The following is a 15,555-nucleotide window of genomic DNA, read 5'->3' as shown; positions in this document are numbered from 1 at the left end:
GTCGTGAGCCCATCGCAGTGTCCGGACGTATAGTCAGAATGCTCAAGAATTCCGTAGTATTCGCACTGCTTCTGGTTGTTCCTCTGTTGTGTCACGCCGATGTCGACGATTGGCAGACCACAGTGGAAAAAGAGGCAATCACGCTCGAACGCCTGCACACCTTGATTGTTGTCCATCAGGGGCGGGAAGTTCTGGCGCTGGATATACAAAACAGGGGCCTGGATACGCCCGTCAACATCAAGTCCCTGTCCAAAACCGTGCTAGCCGCCCTGGTCGGCATTGGCATCAAAAAGGGTGTGTTTGAGGGAACGGATCAGCCGGTGGTGGAAACCCTGGGGGACCGGGTTCCGGCCAGGGCCACTAAAGGCGTGGAGCGCATTACGCTGGGGCATCTGCTGTCCTTGCAGGCAGGACTGCAGCGCACATCTGGCCGTTACTACGGTCCCTGGGTCAACAGCGATAACTGGGTGCATCACGTGCTTACCCGGCCCTTTGTGGATGAGCCGGGCGGGCGCATGCTCTACTCCACCGGCAGCAGCCACCTGCTGTCCGCGGCCCTGACTGAAAGCGCTGACCGCAGCACCCTGAGTCTGGCCCGTGAATGGCTGGGCGAGCCCCTGGACATCAGATTCCCGGCCTGGGGTCGAGACCCTCAGGGGATCTATTTCGGGGGTAACAACATGCGCCTGTCTCCCCGCGCCCTGGTGAAAATCGGCGAGCTGTATCGCAATCAGGGCCGGGTGGGCGATCGGCGTCTGTTTCCGGAAGGCTGGGTGAGCGAATCCTGGACCGAGCGTGGCCGGTCCGCCTATACCGACGATCCCTACGGCTACGGCTGGTTTGAACGCCCGCTGGCGGGCGAAACCGGTTACTACGGGCGCGGTTATGGCGGCCAGGTGCTCTACGTGATGCCTGCCCTCGAACTGACCGTGGTCATGACTTCAGACCCGACCCCGCCGTCACCGGGCTCGTCCTATCTCCGCAAGCAGTTCCAGTTGATTGAAAACCACGTGATTCCGGCTCTGCGCTAGCGGGACATCCGGTCCGGCTTTGGCTCCCCCAGACATAGGGTTCACTGACAGTTATAGTGAAGAATAGAGCTCAGCCCGGTCAACGGATGGTTTTTATGCAGACAACGCAGGAAAAACACGAAAACGGCGGCACCACTGTCGGGGCATCCCGCAAAGCGCTATGGTCCTGGGCGCTTTATGACTGGGCTAACAGCGCCTTTTTCACCATCATCCTGACCTTTGTGTTTGCCCGCTACTTCAGCCAGTCGGTGGTTGGCGAAAAGGTGGCCGGCACGGAATACTGGGGCAACATTGTCGGCATTACCGGTGTCGTGATTGCGGTGGCAGCACCGGTTCTGGGTGCCATTGCGGACCGGTCCGGGCGCCGCAAGCCATGGCTTGTCGGCTTTACCCTCCTATGCGTGCTGGCCAGTGGCATGCTCTGGTTTGTGGAGCCGGGCATGGGGGATTTCTGGTGGGCGGTGATCTGGGTCAGCCTGGGTATTCTCGGAGCCGAATTCGCGTTTATCTTCTACAACACCATGCTGCCCGATCTGGCCGCTCCCGCAAAGCTTGGCCGCTGGTCCGGCTGGGGCTGGGGCCTTGGCTATGTCGGCGGCGTTGTCTGCCTGGTTGTGGCCCTGTTCGGATTCGTGGAGGCCGATCCGTCATTCCTGGGGCTGAACCGGGAAGAAGCAGAACACGTGAGGGCCACTTTCGTTCTGGTGGCGGTCTGGTACCTGGTGTTTGCATTACCGCTATTCTTTCTGACGCCCGACCAGCCGTCTTCCGGGCTGTCCGCCGGCCAGGCGTTGAAGGCGGGCCTTGGCCAGCTGAAAGACTCCCTGGCCAAGGCCCGGGAATACGGCCATATTCTGCGGTTTCTGGTGGCGCGCATGCTGTACACCGATGGCCTTGCCACGGTGTTCACCTTCGGTGGAGTTTACGCCGCAGGAACCTTCAACATGAGCCAGACCGAGGTGCTGCAGTTCGGCATTGCCCTGAACGTCACTGCCGGCCTGGGCGCCCTGGTTTTTGCCTGGGTCGATGATGCCATCGGCGGCCGGAATACGATTTTTCTGTCATTGGCAGGCATCGGGGCAAGCGCCACGGCGATACTGGTGGTGCAGAGCGAGCTCTGGTTCTGGGTGTTCGGCATGACGCTGGGCATTTTCGTCGGCCCGCTTCAGGCGGCCAGCCGATCCCATCTGGCCCGCGCCGCGCCGCAGCACCTTCGCAACCAGATGTTCGGCCTGTTTACTTTCTCGGGCAAAGCGACAGCCTTTGCCGGGCCACTTCTGGTGGGCGCTGTCACCGCCGCTACCGGCAGCCAGCGCTGGGGCATGAGCACGATTCTGCTATTTTTCCTGGCTGGTTTTTTGCTGATGCTAACAGTGCCTGACGCCGGCACCAGCAAAGAGAACACGGCAGACGCCGGCACTCGCTAGAGCACCAGCGAGGTGGCCAGAAACAGCATCAGGCCCATACCGATAATATCGGTGAAGGTGGTCAGAAAGATGCTGCTGGCGGTGGCGGGGTCGGCGCCAAAGCGTTTCAGCACCAGCGGCACCGCGACCCCGAATATTCCGCTGCCCATGCAGGCGCCGATCATGGCAATGAAGATGACCAGCCCCAACATGGCCGGGTTGGCGGAACCGGTGGACATGGCGTAGGCAAACATCGCGATGCCGGCGATCACCCCGACCGCCGCGCCGTTAAGCGCCCCCAATAGGATTTCCTTGCGGAACAGCCGCCGCACCGGGTAATCGTTAATCTGCCCCAGCGTCATGCCGCGCAGAGTGATCGCCAGCGCCTGGCAACCGGTGTTGCCACTCTGCCCGGCCAGCACCGGCAGAAAAGCCGCCAGCGCAACAATCTGGGTGATGGTGCTCTCGAACATGCCCACCACAAAGGCCGCCGCGAACGCGGTGATCAGGTTGACCTGCAGCCAGGGGTGGCGCATACGGAAAGCGGCCAGCACCGGGGTGTTGATCTGCTCTTCCTTTGCCACGCCATACTGGGAGCCGGCCTGGGCGCTGAGTACGGAAGCCACGCGTTCGTAAAGCTTCCAGCCACGCACCTCGCCCACCACCTGATTGTCATCATCCACCACCGGGTACATACGGTAGTGGCGGTACATCACCTCGCTGACCGCGTCTTCCACCGGAGTTTCCTGCTGGAAGGCGAAGGGTTCCCGCACCATAATCGCGGACAGGGTTTCAGAGGGTTTCGCCAGAATCAGGTCCCGCATGCCCACGACGCCCACCAGCCGGTCGCTGCTGGTCACGAAGATGTAACTGATCTCGGTAACGTCGGCACTTTTCACCATAAAGGTCAGCGCCTCGGCAACGGTATAGTCTTCCGGCAGCGTCGCGGTAACCGGGGTCATCAACTCCCCGATGGTGGCTTCCATACCGGAAATGACGGCCCGGGTGGCGGCCTCATCCGGCGCAGCAACCTGGGCCAGATGGGAGGCGATGGCCAGCGCCTGGTCCGACGGCAGTCGCGACAGGATGAACTGGATATCGTCCGCGGACAGCGCGACAAGTTCTTCGGCGGCATCCAGCGGGGTAAGGTCGCGGATCTGCTCGATCCGTTCAGTCAATTCCATACTTTGAGACATGTCTCACTCCAGGCCTCAGTCAAGGGAATATGACTATAGCAGGCCGGGCAATTTCCCGTGACAATGCATCATTTAACGTACCTGTCACGGAACTGAAACATGCTCGAAAGCCTGGCCTTCGTGCCCGAAAATCTGTCGCTTCCGGATAACATGCTACGACTGCTGATCAGCACCGGCCTGCTGATTCTGGCGATTGTTATTCTTCGCACACTGACCGCCCGCTTCATCCGCCGGAATGTCGCGTCTGCTGAATTGCGCGGGCGCTTGCTGGTGAACTTCCGCAATGGTTTTCTGTTGTTGGCGGTACTGGGGCTGGCACTGATCTGGGGTGACCAGATCCGGTCACTGGCGCTGTCTATCGTCGCCATTGCGGTGGCCTTCGTGGTTGCCACCAAAGAGCTGATCCTTTGTGTATCAGGCGCCATTCTGAAAAGCGGCGCGGGGTCCTTTAATCTGGGGGATCGCATTCAGGTAAAGGATTTTCGGGGGGATGTCATCGACCAGACCCTGCTGGCAACCACCATTCTGGAAGTCGGCCCCGGCAAAACCGGCCATCAGCGCACCGGGCGAATGATCGTGATACCGAACGCCCTGTTCGTCTCCGAGCCGGTCGTCAACGAGAGCTTTACCGACCACTGGGACTTCCACATGTTTACCGTGCCTTTCAAACGGGAAGACAAATGGCAAGCGGCCCAGGCAGCCCTGCTGGCCGCCGCCAACCGACAGTGTGAGCCTTACCTGGAGTCAGTCCGGAAACACATGAACAAGTTCGGCGTGTCCCGCGGCCTGGAAGTGCCTTCCGTTGACCCACGAGTCACCATTCACACCCCGGCTGCCGGCGAAATTCACCTGACCGTCAGGCTGCCCGCCAAATCAGGTCAGCGCAGTTACATTGAACAGACCATTCTGTCGGAGGTTTTTGCGGATACGGACTATTCCGCGAAAAAAGAAGGGTAGTTAACGGGCATCCTCTGGGGATGCCCGCTCTTCGCTCAGCTTTGCCCGCACATTCATCAACACCCGTCCGTAGGCATTATTGCCCCGCCTGTCCCTGCCACAGCCCCAGAAATAGTCAAAGTTGCTGTTTTCGACAATCTTCTGGTCACCGGTTTCCAGAAGGGCGTCGGCTAGCTCAGGGTGTGTCCGGCAGCGGGTATAGACTCCCCGGGTCATGATGGTCTGACGAACTTCTTTCCAGTCCTTGCGGAAGCTTTTGCTGCGCTTGCGGCCAAGCTTCCTGGCAAGCGCGGGCGATTCGGCTGCCCGAATCTTTTCCTGCCGGGCTTCATCGCTGAACTTCATGCCCTGAAAATAGTGCTCGACGGTGGGCCACACCTTGCCCTCCAGCTCAAAACTGAAAGGCGCATAGGTTCCGAAGGGGCTGTCTGGATCTGTTCGAGAGGTGAACAGATCGTTCTCGCCGTCGTCTGTAGGGAAAAGGGACATGGTAAAGGTAACCGCCGCGATAAAAAGTGAGCAAACAGTTTAACCAAACCCGTCGTCCGGATCACTCGGGATCCGGACGATAAAAGCGCTGGATGCTGGAGAAATCCAGCTGACCGTTGCCCTGTGCGGCGTGGAACTCGAAAAGGTTACGTGCCAGGGAACCCATCGGCACCGGCGAATGGTTGGCGGTGGCATTTTCCATCGCCAGGCCCAGGTCCTTGGTCATCAGGTTCACCAGAAATCCGCCGGCGTAATCCCTGGAAGCCGGCGCAGCTTCCATTACCCCCGGCCAGGGGTTGTAGCCGTTCAACACCCAGTTGCCACCGGAACTTTTCTTCATGATTTCCGACAGGACGGCCGGGTCCAGGCCGTTTTTAACGCCCAGGGCCAGGGCTTCACTGGTGCCCGCCATCTGGATGGCCAGCAGCATGTTGTTGCAGATCTTCGCGATCTGCCCGGCACCGCTGGGACCTGCATGGAAAACGTTCTTGCCCATGTTCTCCAGAATCGGGCGGGCGCGCTCGAAAGCCTCAGCCTCACCTCCACAGATAAAGGTCAGCGAGCCGGCTTTGGCCCCGGCGACGCCACCGGACACCGGAGCATCCAGCAAGGTAATGTCGGCTGACCTGGCAGCATCAGCAACGGAGCGGGAGGTTTCCGGGGCAATGGTGGAGGAATCAATCACCAGGGTAGCTGCCGGCAGGTGCGCCAGCAGGCCGTGCTCGCCCAGATAGACGGTTTCAACATGCTGCCCGGCTGGCAGCATGGTGATCACCACCTGGGCGTCCCTTACGGCCTCCAGTACCGTGTCAGCGGTTTTGGCACCCTGGTCTACCAGGGTTTTTACGGCGGATTCGGACAAATCAAATACGGTCAGCTCGTGGCCGGCTTTCAGCAGGTTCCCGGCCATGGGGCCGCCCATGTTGCCCAGACCTATAAAGGTAATGGTCGCCATGTCTGTTCTCCTTGTTGTTGTTCTGTTCTGAGTGTTTTAACCGGTGAAAAACTCATCCACCCACTTGGGATCAACCTGTTCAAGGCCCGGAAAACGCCAGCGCGGCTTCAGGTCCTTGTCGATCAGAAGCGCCCGAACCCCCTCCGCAAACTCGCCCATCACCAGGCAGCGGCGGGACATCTGCAACTCCTGATCAAATACCTCGGCCAGGCCAAGGTGGGCGCTGCGATGGTAGTGTCGCCAGTGCAGATAAAGGGACGTTGGAGACGCCTTCTCAACCGTTTTCAGGGCTTTGACAAGCCATTCATCGTCACCGGCGTAGTCGGCCAGATTCTTCACCACTTCGGGTAGCGAATCGCCATCGGTGAGGGTCTGGATCACATCGAAATGGTTCCGCACCGGCGAGGTGGGCTTCAACGCCTCGCCACCGCGCTCGAAACGTCGCAATACCTGGCTAACGCCGGCGTCTGGATTGTGTCTCAGGTCTTTGACCAGCAACGCACTTTGCACGTTGGCCCGCTGCTCCTGCGGAATAAAACGGTCCGCCAGCCCCACAAACAGGGCGTCCGCCGCATTCATTCGCACACCGGTCAGCCCCAAAAACAACCCGGTGCGCCCGGGCATCCGGTTCAGAAACCAGCCTGCGCCCACATCCGGATACAGACCAATACCCACTTCCGGCATGGCCAGCTTTGAGTACTCGGTAACCACCCGGTGGGAGCCGCCCACCATCAGGCCCAGGCCACCGCCCATCACAATGCCATTGCCCCATACGACGACGGGCTTCGGGTAGGTGTGGATCAGGTAGTCAAGGCGGTATTCCTCATCAAAAAACTGCTCGCCTTCGCTTTTGACGCTGCCGGGCTGGGCAGATTCGGTCATGGAACGGTAAAGCGCCACGATATCGCCACCGGCACAGAGTGCTTTCTCGCCGGCGCCTTCCAGCCACACGGCGGCGATTCGCTCATCCTCCGCCCATCGCTCCAGCTGGGGCTGCAACTCGCGAATCATGTCCAGGGTCAGTGCGTTCATGGACTGGGCCGCGTTCAGTCGGGCTACGCCCAGAACCCAGCCGTTGTGACCCGGGTGTTCTTCAAAAATTACGGATGCTTCGGTCATAGTCTTCTGTGTTATCGGTTTTTCCACTGCGGTGTGCGCTTTTCAAGAAACGCATTCACCCCTTCGCGCTGGTCTTCGGTGCTGAACAGGTCCACGAACAGTTCCCGTTCCATCCGCCAGCCATCGGCGTGGCTGCGGCCATCCCGGGCGCTCATGATCAGGGTCTTGCAGCGGGCGATGGACGAGGGGCTCTGCTTTGCCGTCATCGCCGCCAGCGCCATCGCTTTGTCGAGGGATTCGCCAGTGCCAACCACTTCTTCCACCAGGCCAATAGCCAGGGCCTTGTCGGCTTTTACCCGTTCGCCGCACAGAATCATGCGCTTGGCCCAGCCCTCTCCCACCAGCCAGGGCAGGTTCTGAGTGCCGCCGGCGCAGGGCAGCAACCCCACGGTGGCTTCCGGCAGGGCCATCTGGGCCTGTTCCTCGGCGATGCGGATATCACAGGCCAGGGCGCATTCCAGGCCACCGCCCATGGCGTAGCCGTTAATCGCCGCAATCGATACGCCCCGGAAACGGGTCAGTGCATCAAACGCCTGACCGAAGGCCTGGGCCATGGCGTTGGCATTGCCGGCATCACCGTCGGCGAAGGATTTCAGATCCGCCCCGGCGGAGAAGAACTTTTCGCCTTCGCCGGTGATCACCAGGGCATAGATAGCGCGATCTTCGTTCAGGCCCTCCACCAGGGTGGTCAGATGGGTCAGCGATTCCAGGGTCCAGGTATTGGCCGGTGGGTTGCTGATGGTGATCACTGCCACGTGATCCCGTTTTTCCAGTTTCAAAAATTCGCTCATGGTGCAGTCCCTGTGTCCTGTTTTATTGGAGGGCTATTGGATAGCCTCAGCGACGCCGTCTTCCAGCAACCGGCGTGCAACGATCAGACGCATGATTTCGTTGGTACCTTCCAGAATCTGATGCACTCGCAAATCCCGCACGTAGCGTTCCAGCGGGTATTCGCGGATGTAGCCATAGCCGCCGTGCAGTTGCAGGGCCTGGTTGCAGACCTCGAAACACGCATCGGTGGCGAATTGCTTGGCCATGGCGCAATGCAGGGTGGCTTCCGGGTCGCCGGTATCCAGTTTGAACGCACCCAGACGCACCATCTGGCGGGCCGCCACAAGCTGCGTGGCCATATCCGCCAGCTTGAACTGCAGGGCCTGGAAACCGGCCAGGGGCTGGCCGAACTGTTCCCGCTCGTGCAGATAGTTCCGCGCCCGCAACAGAGCCGCCTGGGCGCCGCCGAGGGAGCAGGTGGCAATGTTCAGGCGGCCGCCGTCCAGGCCTTTCATGGCGATATGAAAGCCCTCGCCCTCTGCGCCCAGTCGGTTGGCTTCTGGCACGCGCACATTTTCAAAAGTCACCTGGCGGGTGGGCTGACTGTGCCACCCCATTTTTTCTTCACATTTGCCGTAGTGAATACCGTCCGCGTCGGCTGGCACCACAAAGGCGCTCACGCCTTTGCTGCCGCTTTCCTGGCTGCCGGTCCGGGCCATCACCACCAGCATCTGGGTAGCGCCGGCGCCGGAGATGAACACCTTGCTGCCACTGATCAGGTAGCTGTCGCCGTCTTTCTCGGCGCGGGTACGCAGGTTGCCGGCGTCCGACCCCGCACCGGGCTCGGTCAGGCAGTAGGAGCCCAGCCATTCGCCGCTGGTCATGCGGGGGGCAATTTTCTCCTTCACCGGGTCACTGCCGAAACTGGCCACCATCCAGGTGGCCATGTTGTGAATGGTGAAGAACGCCGCCGTGGAGGGGCAGGCCGCCGCCAGTTCTTCCACAATCACACTGGTGTCCAATCGCGAAAGCCCCATGCCGCCCTGGGCTTCCGGTGTGTAGATGCCACAGAAACCCAGCCGGGCACCCTCGCGGATAACTTCCACGGGGAAGGTGTGCTCCGCGTCCCATTTGGCGGCGTGGGGCGCCATGGCCTTTTCCGCAAAAGACCGTGCCGCCTGTCGAAACGCCAACTGGTCGTCTGTCAGGTTGAAATTCATGGCTCACCTCATCGCATGCGAATGGAGAAGTTGGTTTCTGCCTCGGCATCGCTGCTGAACCAGCGCGCGGTGATGGTTTTGGTCTCGGTATAGAAGCGCACCGCCTGCTTGCCGTAGGCGTGCTGATCACCGTAGAAGGAACCCTTCCAGCCGGTGAAAGAGAAGAACGGCAGCGGTACCGGAATCGGCACGTTGATGCCCACCTGGCCCACGTCGATTTCGTGCTGATAGCGCCGGGCCGCGCCACCGGAACTGGTAAACAGCGAGGTACCGTTGCCGTAGGGGCTGCGGTTGACCAGGGCGATGGCATCCGAAAGGTTGTCTACTTCCATACAGGACAGAACCGGGCCGAAGATTTCCTCCCGATAGATCTCCATCTCCTCGGTCACGCCAGAGAAGAGCGTGGGGCCAACCCAGTTGCCGTCCGGCAGGCCATCGACGGTGCAGCCGCGGCCATCGAGCAGCAGGTTGGCGCCCTCTGTTTCACCGCGTCCGATCAGGTGCTCGATTTTCTCTTTGGCTTTCTGGCTGATGATGGGGCCATAGCTGGCTCCCTTGTCGTTCCAGGCGCCGGGTTTTGCCGCGGCCAGGGCGTCTCTCACCTCCGGTATCCACTGCTGGGCTTCGCCCACGAATACCGCCACGGAAATCGCCATGCAGCGCTGACCGGCCGCTCCCACAGACGCACCTACCAGAGCATTGATCACCTGCTGCTTGTTCGCGTCCGGAAGAATCACCATATGGTTCTTGGCACCGGCCAGGCTCTGCACCCGCTTCATATTGCGAGTCCCGGTTTCATAGATATACCGGCCAACCGGGACCGAACCCACAAACGAAACAGCCTTGATAGCAGGGTCGGTCAGCAGCCGGTCGACCTGCTCCTTGCCACCGTGAACTACCTGCAATACCCCCTTCGGCGCGCCGGCTTCCTCGAACAGCTCGGCCAGGCGGGTCGGCGTCAGTGGGTCCTGCTCTGAAGGCTTGAGGATGAAGGTATTACCACAGGCAATGGCCAGCGGGAACATCCACAGGGGAATCATCGCCGGAAAATTGAACGGGGTGATACCGGCACAGACGCCCAGGGGCTGCGTGATGGAATAGGTGTCGATCTCCCGGGCCACGTTTTCCACGGTTTCACCCATCATCATGGAGGGAACGTTGGCGGCGTGTTCCACCACCTCGATACCCCTCCAGACGTCACCCTTGGCGTCTTCAAAGGTCTTGCCGGTCTCGCTGGACAGAATCTCGGCGATTTCATCGTGGTGTTCTTTCAGCAGTGCCTGGTAGCGCATCATCACCCGCGCCCGCTCGGACACCGGGGTTTCTTTCCAGGCCTTGAAGGTCTCGCTGGCGCTTTCGATGGCGCGGGTCATTTCCTCGGCCGTGGTGCAGGGTGCTTTGGCAATAACTTCGTTGGTGGCGGGATCCGTTACGTCGATCCATTGGTCAGTGCTGGACTGGACGAACTCGCCGCCCAGGTAGAGAGGTACCTGTTTCATGGGATGTTCCCTGTCTTTGTTGTCGGTATGGGGATTATGACTATTCAATTTATTGGCTAATGGCTCTGATGCTAGCACAGGGTCTGAAAGCCGGATGATTGACTAACTTTCGCTCATGCTGGACTATCTTTCGATATTGAAGCCCTGGACACACGGATTATGACCCGCACCTCCCAATGGCCTGTGCCGCCGGACAGCATCCGCTATGTCATTCCCGCCCCGGTGATCCGTGGGCTGTCTCAGCATCCGCTAACCCGGGACCTCTACCCGCTTGCTTTCGGCCACTATCGGCGGGCTGAAGGCCATCATATGCATCGGGAGCAGCACAATGACCATCTGCTTATTCTGTGCACGGAGGGCGAGGCCTATCTGAACATCGAGGATCAGCCCTGCTTCGTCAAAGGCGGCGACCTGGTGCTGATTCCCGCCGGGGCCGCCCATCGCTACACCGCCGCACCGGACAACCCATGGACAATTCATTGGGTTCATTACACCGGTCCGCTGGCCAGCGCCTTTGCGCATCACATGGGGTTTGTCGACGGCCTGCACGTTCAGCACATCGGCCGCCAACCGCGGCTGCTGGTGGATTTCAATGGCCTGTTGTCGGTGCAACAGACCGGGTTTCGCTCGGCGGGGCTGGTGCACGTGGCCAATCGCCTGAGACAACTGCTGGCGGGCGTGCCCCTGAGCCTGGACCAGGCAGCCCAAACCACCCAGCCCGACCTGGAGATAATCCACAATTTCATGCGGGAACATCTGGCCGAGCGCATCACGCTGGACCAGTTGGCAGATCTGACCGGGCTGTCGCCTGCCCATTTTGCCACACGCTACCGTCAGGCCACCGGGGTTTCTCCGATCCAGCACTTTCTTCATCTTAAGGTGGAGCAGGCCTGCCAGTTGCTGGATGCCACCGGCCACTCGTTCGCCCACATCAGCCGAATGCTGGGGTATGACGACAGTTACTATTTCTCGCGGCTGTTCAAGAAGATCATGGGACAGTCTCCCACCGACTATCGCCACACGCATCGACATTAGTCGTAGATAGTTCGCCCCGCGGTTGGAATCGGTAATCCAGGCCCCAGTTATTTCGTAGTTAACTAACTATCAAGTGAACATCAACACGGATAAATAAAGGAAACTGAACCATGGCGAATGCAAAAGGTTACGCAGCTGAATCGGCCAATTCCAAACTGGCTCCAATCAGCTTCGACCGTCGTGAACCGCGCCCGGACGACGTCTCCATCGAGATTGATTACTGTGGCGTCTGTCATACCGACATTCACTTCGCCCAGAACGACTGGGGCGTCACCCAGTTTCCGGTCGTACCCGGCCACGAAATCATCGGTCGTGTAACCTCCGTCGGACCCGACGTCAAAGGCTATAAAGTTGGCGATATGGTGGGCGTAGGCTGCATGGTGGATTCCTGCCGCAGCTGCTCCGCCTGCGAATCCGGCCTCGAGCAATACTGCGCCGAGGGGATGACCGCCACCTATAACGGCGAAGACCGTCATGACGGCAGCATCACCTTTGGCGGCTACTCCGACAAGGTCGTAGTCAGCGAGCGTTTTGTGGTGAAAGTGCCCGAGAAGCTGGACCCCGCGGCGGCTGCGCCCATTCTGTGTGCCGGCATCACCACCTATTCACCGCTGCGCCACTACGGCGTGAAAGCCGGTGACAAAGTGGGCGTGATCGGCATGGGCGGCCTCGGCCATATGGGCGTGAAATTCGCCAAGGCCCTGGGCGCGGAAGTCACCATCTTTACCCGCTCCGAAAGCAAGGTGGCCGAAGCCAAGAAGCAGGGTGCAGACCATGTGATCATTTCCACCGACCGGGACCAGATGAAAGCCGCCAGGGAAACCTTCGATTTCATGCTGGACACAATACCGGTTCAGCATGACGTGAATCCCTACCTGAACAGCCTGAAAGTCGATGGCACCCATATTCTGGTAGGTCTTTTGGACCCCATTGAACCGCCGGTTCAGGCAGGGGCCCTGGTAGGCAGACGTCGCGTGCTTGGCGGTTCGCTGATTGGCGGTATGCCGGAAACCCAGGAAGTACTGGATTTCTGCGCCGAGCACGACATCACCTGTGATATCGAAATGCTCGACATCAAGAACATCAACGAAGCCTACGAACGCATGAAAAAAGGCGACGTGAAATACCGCTTCGTGATCGACATGAAAACCCTGAAAAACGGCTGATCAGATCGGCTGACCCCAACGCCGCCGGCACAGCCCCGGCGGCGTCTTTTCCCGCCGTACCAATCGACACAGAAATCCCGTGGAGCTTTACTTCGCCCAGGTCTAACCTGAAACGCTGGGCCAGGTAAATCTGAGGGAAGCTTGAACATCCAATTGCATCTGCCAACGCTGGTAATCGTATCCATCGCGCTCAATCTGCTGATTGGGGGTTTGCTGTGGTGGATCTATCATCTGCGTGCCCGCCAGCCCTGCTTTCGCATCTGGGCCTTTTCCTGCGCGGCCTTTGCTGCAGGCAGCCTGCTTGCCGGTGCCAGAGTGTTTGTTGATGCCCCGTTTGTGACCGGTTTTCTGGCCCTGGCGCTTCTGGGGCTGTCCCCACTGTTGGTACTGATGGGCCTGCAGAGCTTTTCACGGCTACCATCGCGCCACCAGCGACTGTTCTACCGCTTTGGGCTCGGCGCCTTTGGCCTCTACCTGATCCTGATAGCAAGCACCTTCCTGCAGTCAGAAACCCTGGCGCGGGGCATCACCGCGCTATTCTCTGCGTTGGTCTTCAGTGTTGCCATTTACCGGCTGTCGGCTATCGCGACACAGGTTCGTCTACCGGTGCGTGTACTGCAGTTTCTGTTCACCCTTCACGGGGTGCTGATGATGGCCCAGGCGCTGATTATCGCGGTGGATCAGCTGGTCGGTGGGGTGCATGGGCTGGAAACCATTCTGCGCCTGATTCTGATCAACCACATTTTTCTCGCCACCGGTGCCGCCCTCGCGCTGCCACTTATGGCGTTCTCAATTTCGGAAAACCGATTGCGGTCCCTGGCTGAGCGGGACGGGCTTACCGGTCTCTACAACCGCCGCTCACTGCTGCGAGAAGGCACCCGGGCGTTCAGCCGGGCCCGGGCGTCGAATTCCGCCCTGGCCGTGCTGATGCTGGACCTGGATCATTTCAAACTGATCAACGACCAGTGGGGCCATGCCGCCGGTGATGAGGTGCTGCGCCAGGTGTCGCGAATCCTTGAGGCGGAGTTGAGGGAGGACGACATCGTGGGCCGGATCGGCGGGGAGGAGTTCGTGGCGGTATTACCGCTGTCCGACGACAAGGACTTCATCCGCATCGCCAACCGCCTGCTGGAAACCATCGCCCGCCGGGGGCCGCACATCAAGGGCAGCCCAATGGAGCTGTCTGCCAGCATCGGGGGGATCCGAATGGCGCCCCGGCACCGAACCTTCGCCGATATGCTGCAGGAAGCCGATACCGCTCTGTATACTGCCAAGAACAGAGGTCGAAACCGCGCCGAATTCCCGGAAATTTCAGAACAGCCGGCGTTACTCTAGGTCCTGGCAGATCCCCGGAGCTTTACAATGACAACACCCTCGCCCGACAACCCGCCGGTCTATACCGAAGTCTCCGGCGACATCATCACCGTGGTCATCAACCGTGAAACCCGCCGCAATGCCGTCGACCGCGAAACGGCCCAGGCCCTGCTGTCGGCGTTTGAAGACTTTGAACGGAACGACGCATTGAAAGTGGCGGTGCTCTGGGGCCGCGGTGGCAATTTCTGCGCTGGAGCAGACCTGGAAGCCGTAGGCGACCCGGACCGGCGCAACCACATTGAACCTACCGGTACCGCCCCCGGCCCCATGGGCCCGTCACGAATGGCGTTTACCAAGCCGGTGATTGCCGCGGTTTCCGGCTACGCCGTGGCCGGCGGGCTGGAACTGGCATTGATGTGCGATATGCGGGTTGCCGAAAAGTCCGCCGTTTTTGGCGTGTTCTGCCGTCGCTGGGGCGTGCCACTGATCGACGGCGGCACAGTGCGGCTACCCAGAGTTGTGGGCCACGGCCGCGCCATGGACATGATTCTGACCGGCCGCCCCGTAGACGCGGAAGAAGCCCTGACCATGGGACTCGCCAACCGTGTGGTACCGGACGGTGAAGCCCGCGAAGCGGCCGAAACACTGGCGCGGCAGATTGCCGGCTTTCCCCAGCAGTGTCTGCGGGTGGACCGTGCATCGGCAATCAGCCAGTGGGATCTTTCCCAGTCGGACGCCCTGGCGGCAGAAGGAGCCGGCGGCTACCCGGTGGTTTTTGCAGAAGCCATTGAGGGAGCCAGCCGGTTTGCCGGCGGTGCCGGACGCCACGGAAAGTTCGAAGATTCCGGTCAGTAACCGGCTACCGCCTGATCGAGGGCATTGCGCAGCTTTTCATCACCCGGCGCAACCTGGCTGGGGAAACGGGCTACTACCTCACCCCCGGGGCTAACCACGTATTTGTAGAAGTTCCACCCCGGCTGGCCGGCCTGGCGGTTAAGCTCGCTGAACACCGGGTTGGCCCCATCACCGGTTACCGAGGTGGGGGCGATCATGGTGAAGGTCACGCCATAGTTCTTGAAACAGACGCTGGCGGCCTCGGCTTCGCTGTCTGCTTCCTGACGGAAATCGTCGCTGGCGAACCCGACAACCACCAGGCCTTTGTCCTGGTAGTTCTTGTGCAGGCTCTCAAGGCCGTCGAACTGACCGGTAAACCCGCAACGGCTGGCCGTGTTCACCACCAGCAGGGGTTTGCCCGCCGCCAGCTCACAAAGGTTAACGGAATCAGCGGAATGCAGTTTTCGCAGGTCTTGATCCAGAAAAGCCGGGCATTCAGCGGCCTGCAGCGTGAACGGCAGCAGGGAAAGTACAAGCGCGAACAACAGTCGCATGACGGCGTC

General features: G+C 60.3%; 15 protein-coding genes. 7 read left to right on the top strand and 8 right to left on the bottom strand.

Annotated elements, in window-relative coordinates; translation table 11 throughout:
- Positions 1-38: 38 nt before the first annotated feature.
- Both FPL19_RS09015 and FPL19_RS09010 read left to right on the top strand, forming a co-directional pair.
- The gene (locus FPL19_RS09015; protein ID WP_150912099.1) at positions 39-1,031 is read left to right on the top strand and encodes a serine hydrolase domain-containing protein; all 993 of its coding nucleotides are present in this window, start codon (positions 39-41) and stop codon (positions 1,029-1,031) included.
- A 95-nt stretch (positions 1,032-1,126) separates the two neighbouring features.
- The gene (locus FPL19_RS09010; RefSeq protein WP_150912098.1) at positions 1,127-2,458 is read left to right on the top strand and encodes an MFS transporter; all 1,332 of its coding nucleotides are present in this window, start codon (positions 1,127-1,129) and stop codon (positions 2,456-2,458) included.
- On the opposite strand, the gene FPL19_RS09005 is transcribed toward FPL19_RS09010, so the two are convergent.
- Entirely contained in the window at positions 2,455-3,633 is a 1,179-nt protein-coding gene (locus FPL19_RS09005) for a magnesium transporter (protein WP_225314350.1), read from the bottom strand. The genes FPL19_RS09010 and FPL19_RS09005 overlap by 4 nt on opposite strands.
- 99 nt (positions 3,634-3,732) lie before the next feature.
- Here FPL19_RS09005 and FPL19_RS09000 point away from each other — a divergent pair, with 99 nt between their 5' ends.
- Positions 3,733-4,590, top strand: coding sequence for a mechanosensitive ion channel domain-containing protein (locus FPL19_RS09000; protein WP_191965240.1), 858 nt, complete (start codon positions 3,733-3,735; stop codon positions 4,588-4,590).
- Here FPL19_RS09000 and FPL19_RS08995 read toward each other — a convergent pair whose 3' ends face one another.
- The 6 genes from FPL19_RS08995 to FPL19_RS08970 all read right to left on the bottom strand — a co-directional run bounded on the left by FPL19_RS08995 (position 4,591) and on the right by FPL19_RS08970 (position 10,643).
- Positions 4,591-5,079 carry an NADAR family protein gene (locus FPL19_RS08995; protein WP_150912097.1) on the bottom strand — a complete coding sequence of 163 codons (489 nt, stop codon included), beginning with the start codon at positions 5,077-5,079 and terminating at the stop codon, positions 4,591-4,593.
- A 61-nt stretch (positions 5,080-5,140) separates the two neighbouring features.
- Complete coding sequence (gene mmsB, locus FPL19_RS08990) at positions 5,141-6,034, bottom strand: 3-hydroxyisobutyrate dehydrogenase (RefSeq protein WP_150912096.1); 894 nt, start codon at positions 6,032-6,034, stop codon at positions 5,141-5,143.
- 36 nt (positions 6,035-6,070) lie between these two features.
- Complete coding sequence (locus tag FPL19_RS08985; protein ID WP_150912095.1) at positions 6,071-7,153, bottom strand: enoyl-CoA hydratase/isomerase family protein; 1,083 nt, start codon at positions 7,151-7,153, stop codon at positions 6,071-6,073.
- Positions 7,154-7,164: 11 nt separating this feature from the next.
- Positions 7,165-7,944: an enoyl-CoA hydratase gene (locus FPL19_RS08980; protein WP_150912094.1), complete on the bottom strand. Its 780-nt coding sequence runs from the start codon at positions 7,942-7,944 to the stop codon at positions 7,165-7,167.
- Between the two features lie 33 nt (positions 7,945-7,977).
- Complete coding sequence (locus FPL19_RS08975; RefSeq protein WP_150912093.1) at positions 7,978-9,144, bottom strand: acyl-CoA dehydrogenase family protein; 1,167 nt, start codon at positions 9,142-9,144, stop codon at positions 7,978-7,980.
- An 8-nt stretch (positions 9,145-9,152) separates the two neighbouring features.
- Complete coding sequence (locus FPL19_RS08970) at positions 9,153-10,643, bottom strand: CoA-acylating methylmalonate-semialdehyde dehydrogenase (protein WP_150912092.1); 1,491 nt, start codon at positions 10,641-10,643, stop codon at positions 9,153-9,155.
- A gap of 159 nt (positions 10,644-10,802) precedes the next feature.
- Between FPL19_RS08970 and FPL19_RS08965 the strand changes: the two genes are divergently transcribed.
- The 4 genes from FPL19_RS08965 (at position 10,803) to FPL19_RS08950 (ending at position 15,013) form a co-directional block, all read left to right on the top strand.
- Positions 10,803-11,678, top strand: a complete 876-nt coding sequence (locus FPL19_RS08965; RefSeq protein WP_150912091.1) for an AraC family transcriptional regulator — start codon at positions 10,803-10,805, stop codon at positions 11,676-11,678.
- A 110-nt stretch (positions 11,679-11,788) separates the two neighbouring features.
- Positions 11,789-12,844 (top strand): NAD(P)-dependent alcohol dehydrogenase, encoded by a 1,056-nt coding sequence (locus tag FPL19_RS08960; RefSeq protein WP_150912090.1) that lies wholly within the window; start codon positions 11,789-11,791, stop codon positions 12,842-12,844.
- Between the two features lie 141 nt (positions 12,845-12,985).
- Entirely contained in the window at positions 12,986-14,179 is a 1,194-nt protein-coding gene (locus FPL19_RS08955) for a GGDEF domain-containing protein (RefSeq protein ID WP_150912089.1), read from the top strand.
- Between the two features lie 27 nt (positions 14,180-14,206).
- A complete protein-coding gene (locus FPL19_RS08950; protein ID WP_150912088.1) occupies positions 14,207-15,013 on the top strand; it encodes a crotonase/enoyl-CoA hydratase family protein in 807 nt (268 codons plus the stop codon).
- Here the strand turns inward: FPL19_RS08950 and FPL19_RS08945 are convergent.
- Positions 15,007-15,546 carry a glutathione peroxidase gene (locus FPL19_RS08945; RefSeq protein ID WP_150912087.1) on the bottom strand — a complete coding sequence of 180 codons (540 nt, stop codon included), beginning with the start codon at positions 15,544-15,546 and terminating at the stop codon, positions 15,007-15,009. The two genes, FPL19_RS08950 and FPL19_RS08945, sit on opposite strands and share 7 nt — an antisense overlap.
- Between the last annotated feature and the right edge of the window lie 9 nt (positions 15,547-15,555).

Origin of the sequence: Marinobacter halotolerans (assembly GCF_008795985.1) — a bacterium.
Classification (GTDB): Bacteria; Pseudomonadota; Gammaproteobacteria; order Pseudomonadales; family Oleiphilaceae; genus Marinobacter; species Marinobacter halotolerans.
This window is presented reverse-complemented; position numbering and strand designations above follow the sequence as displayed.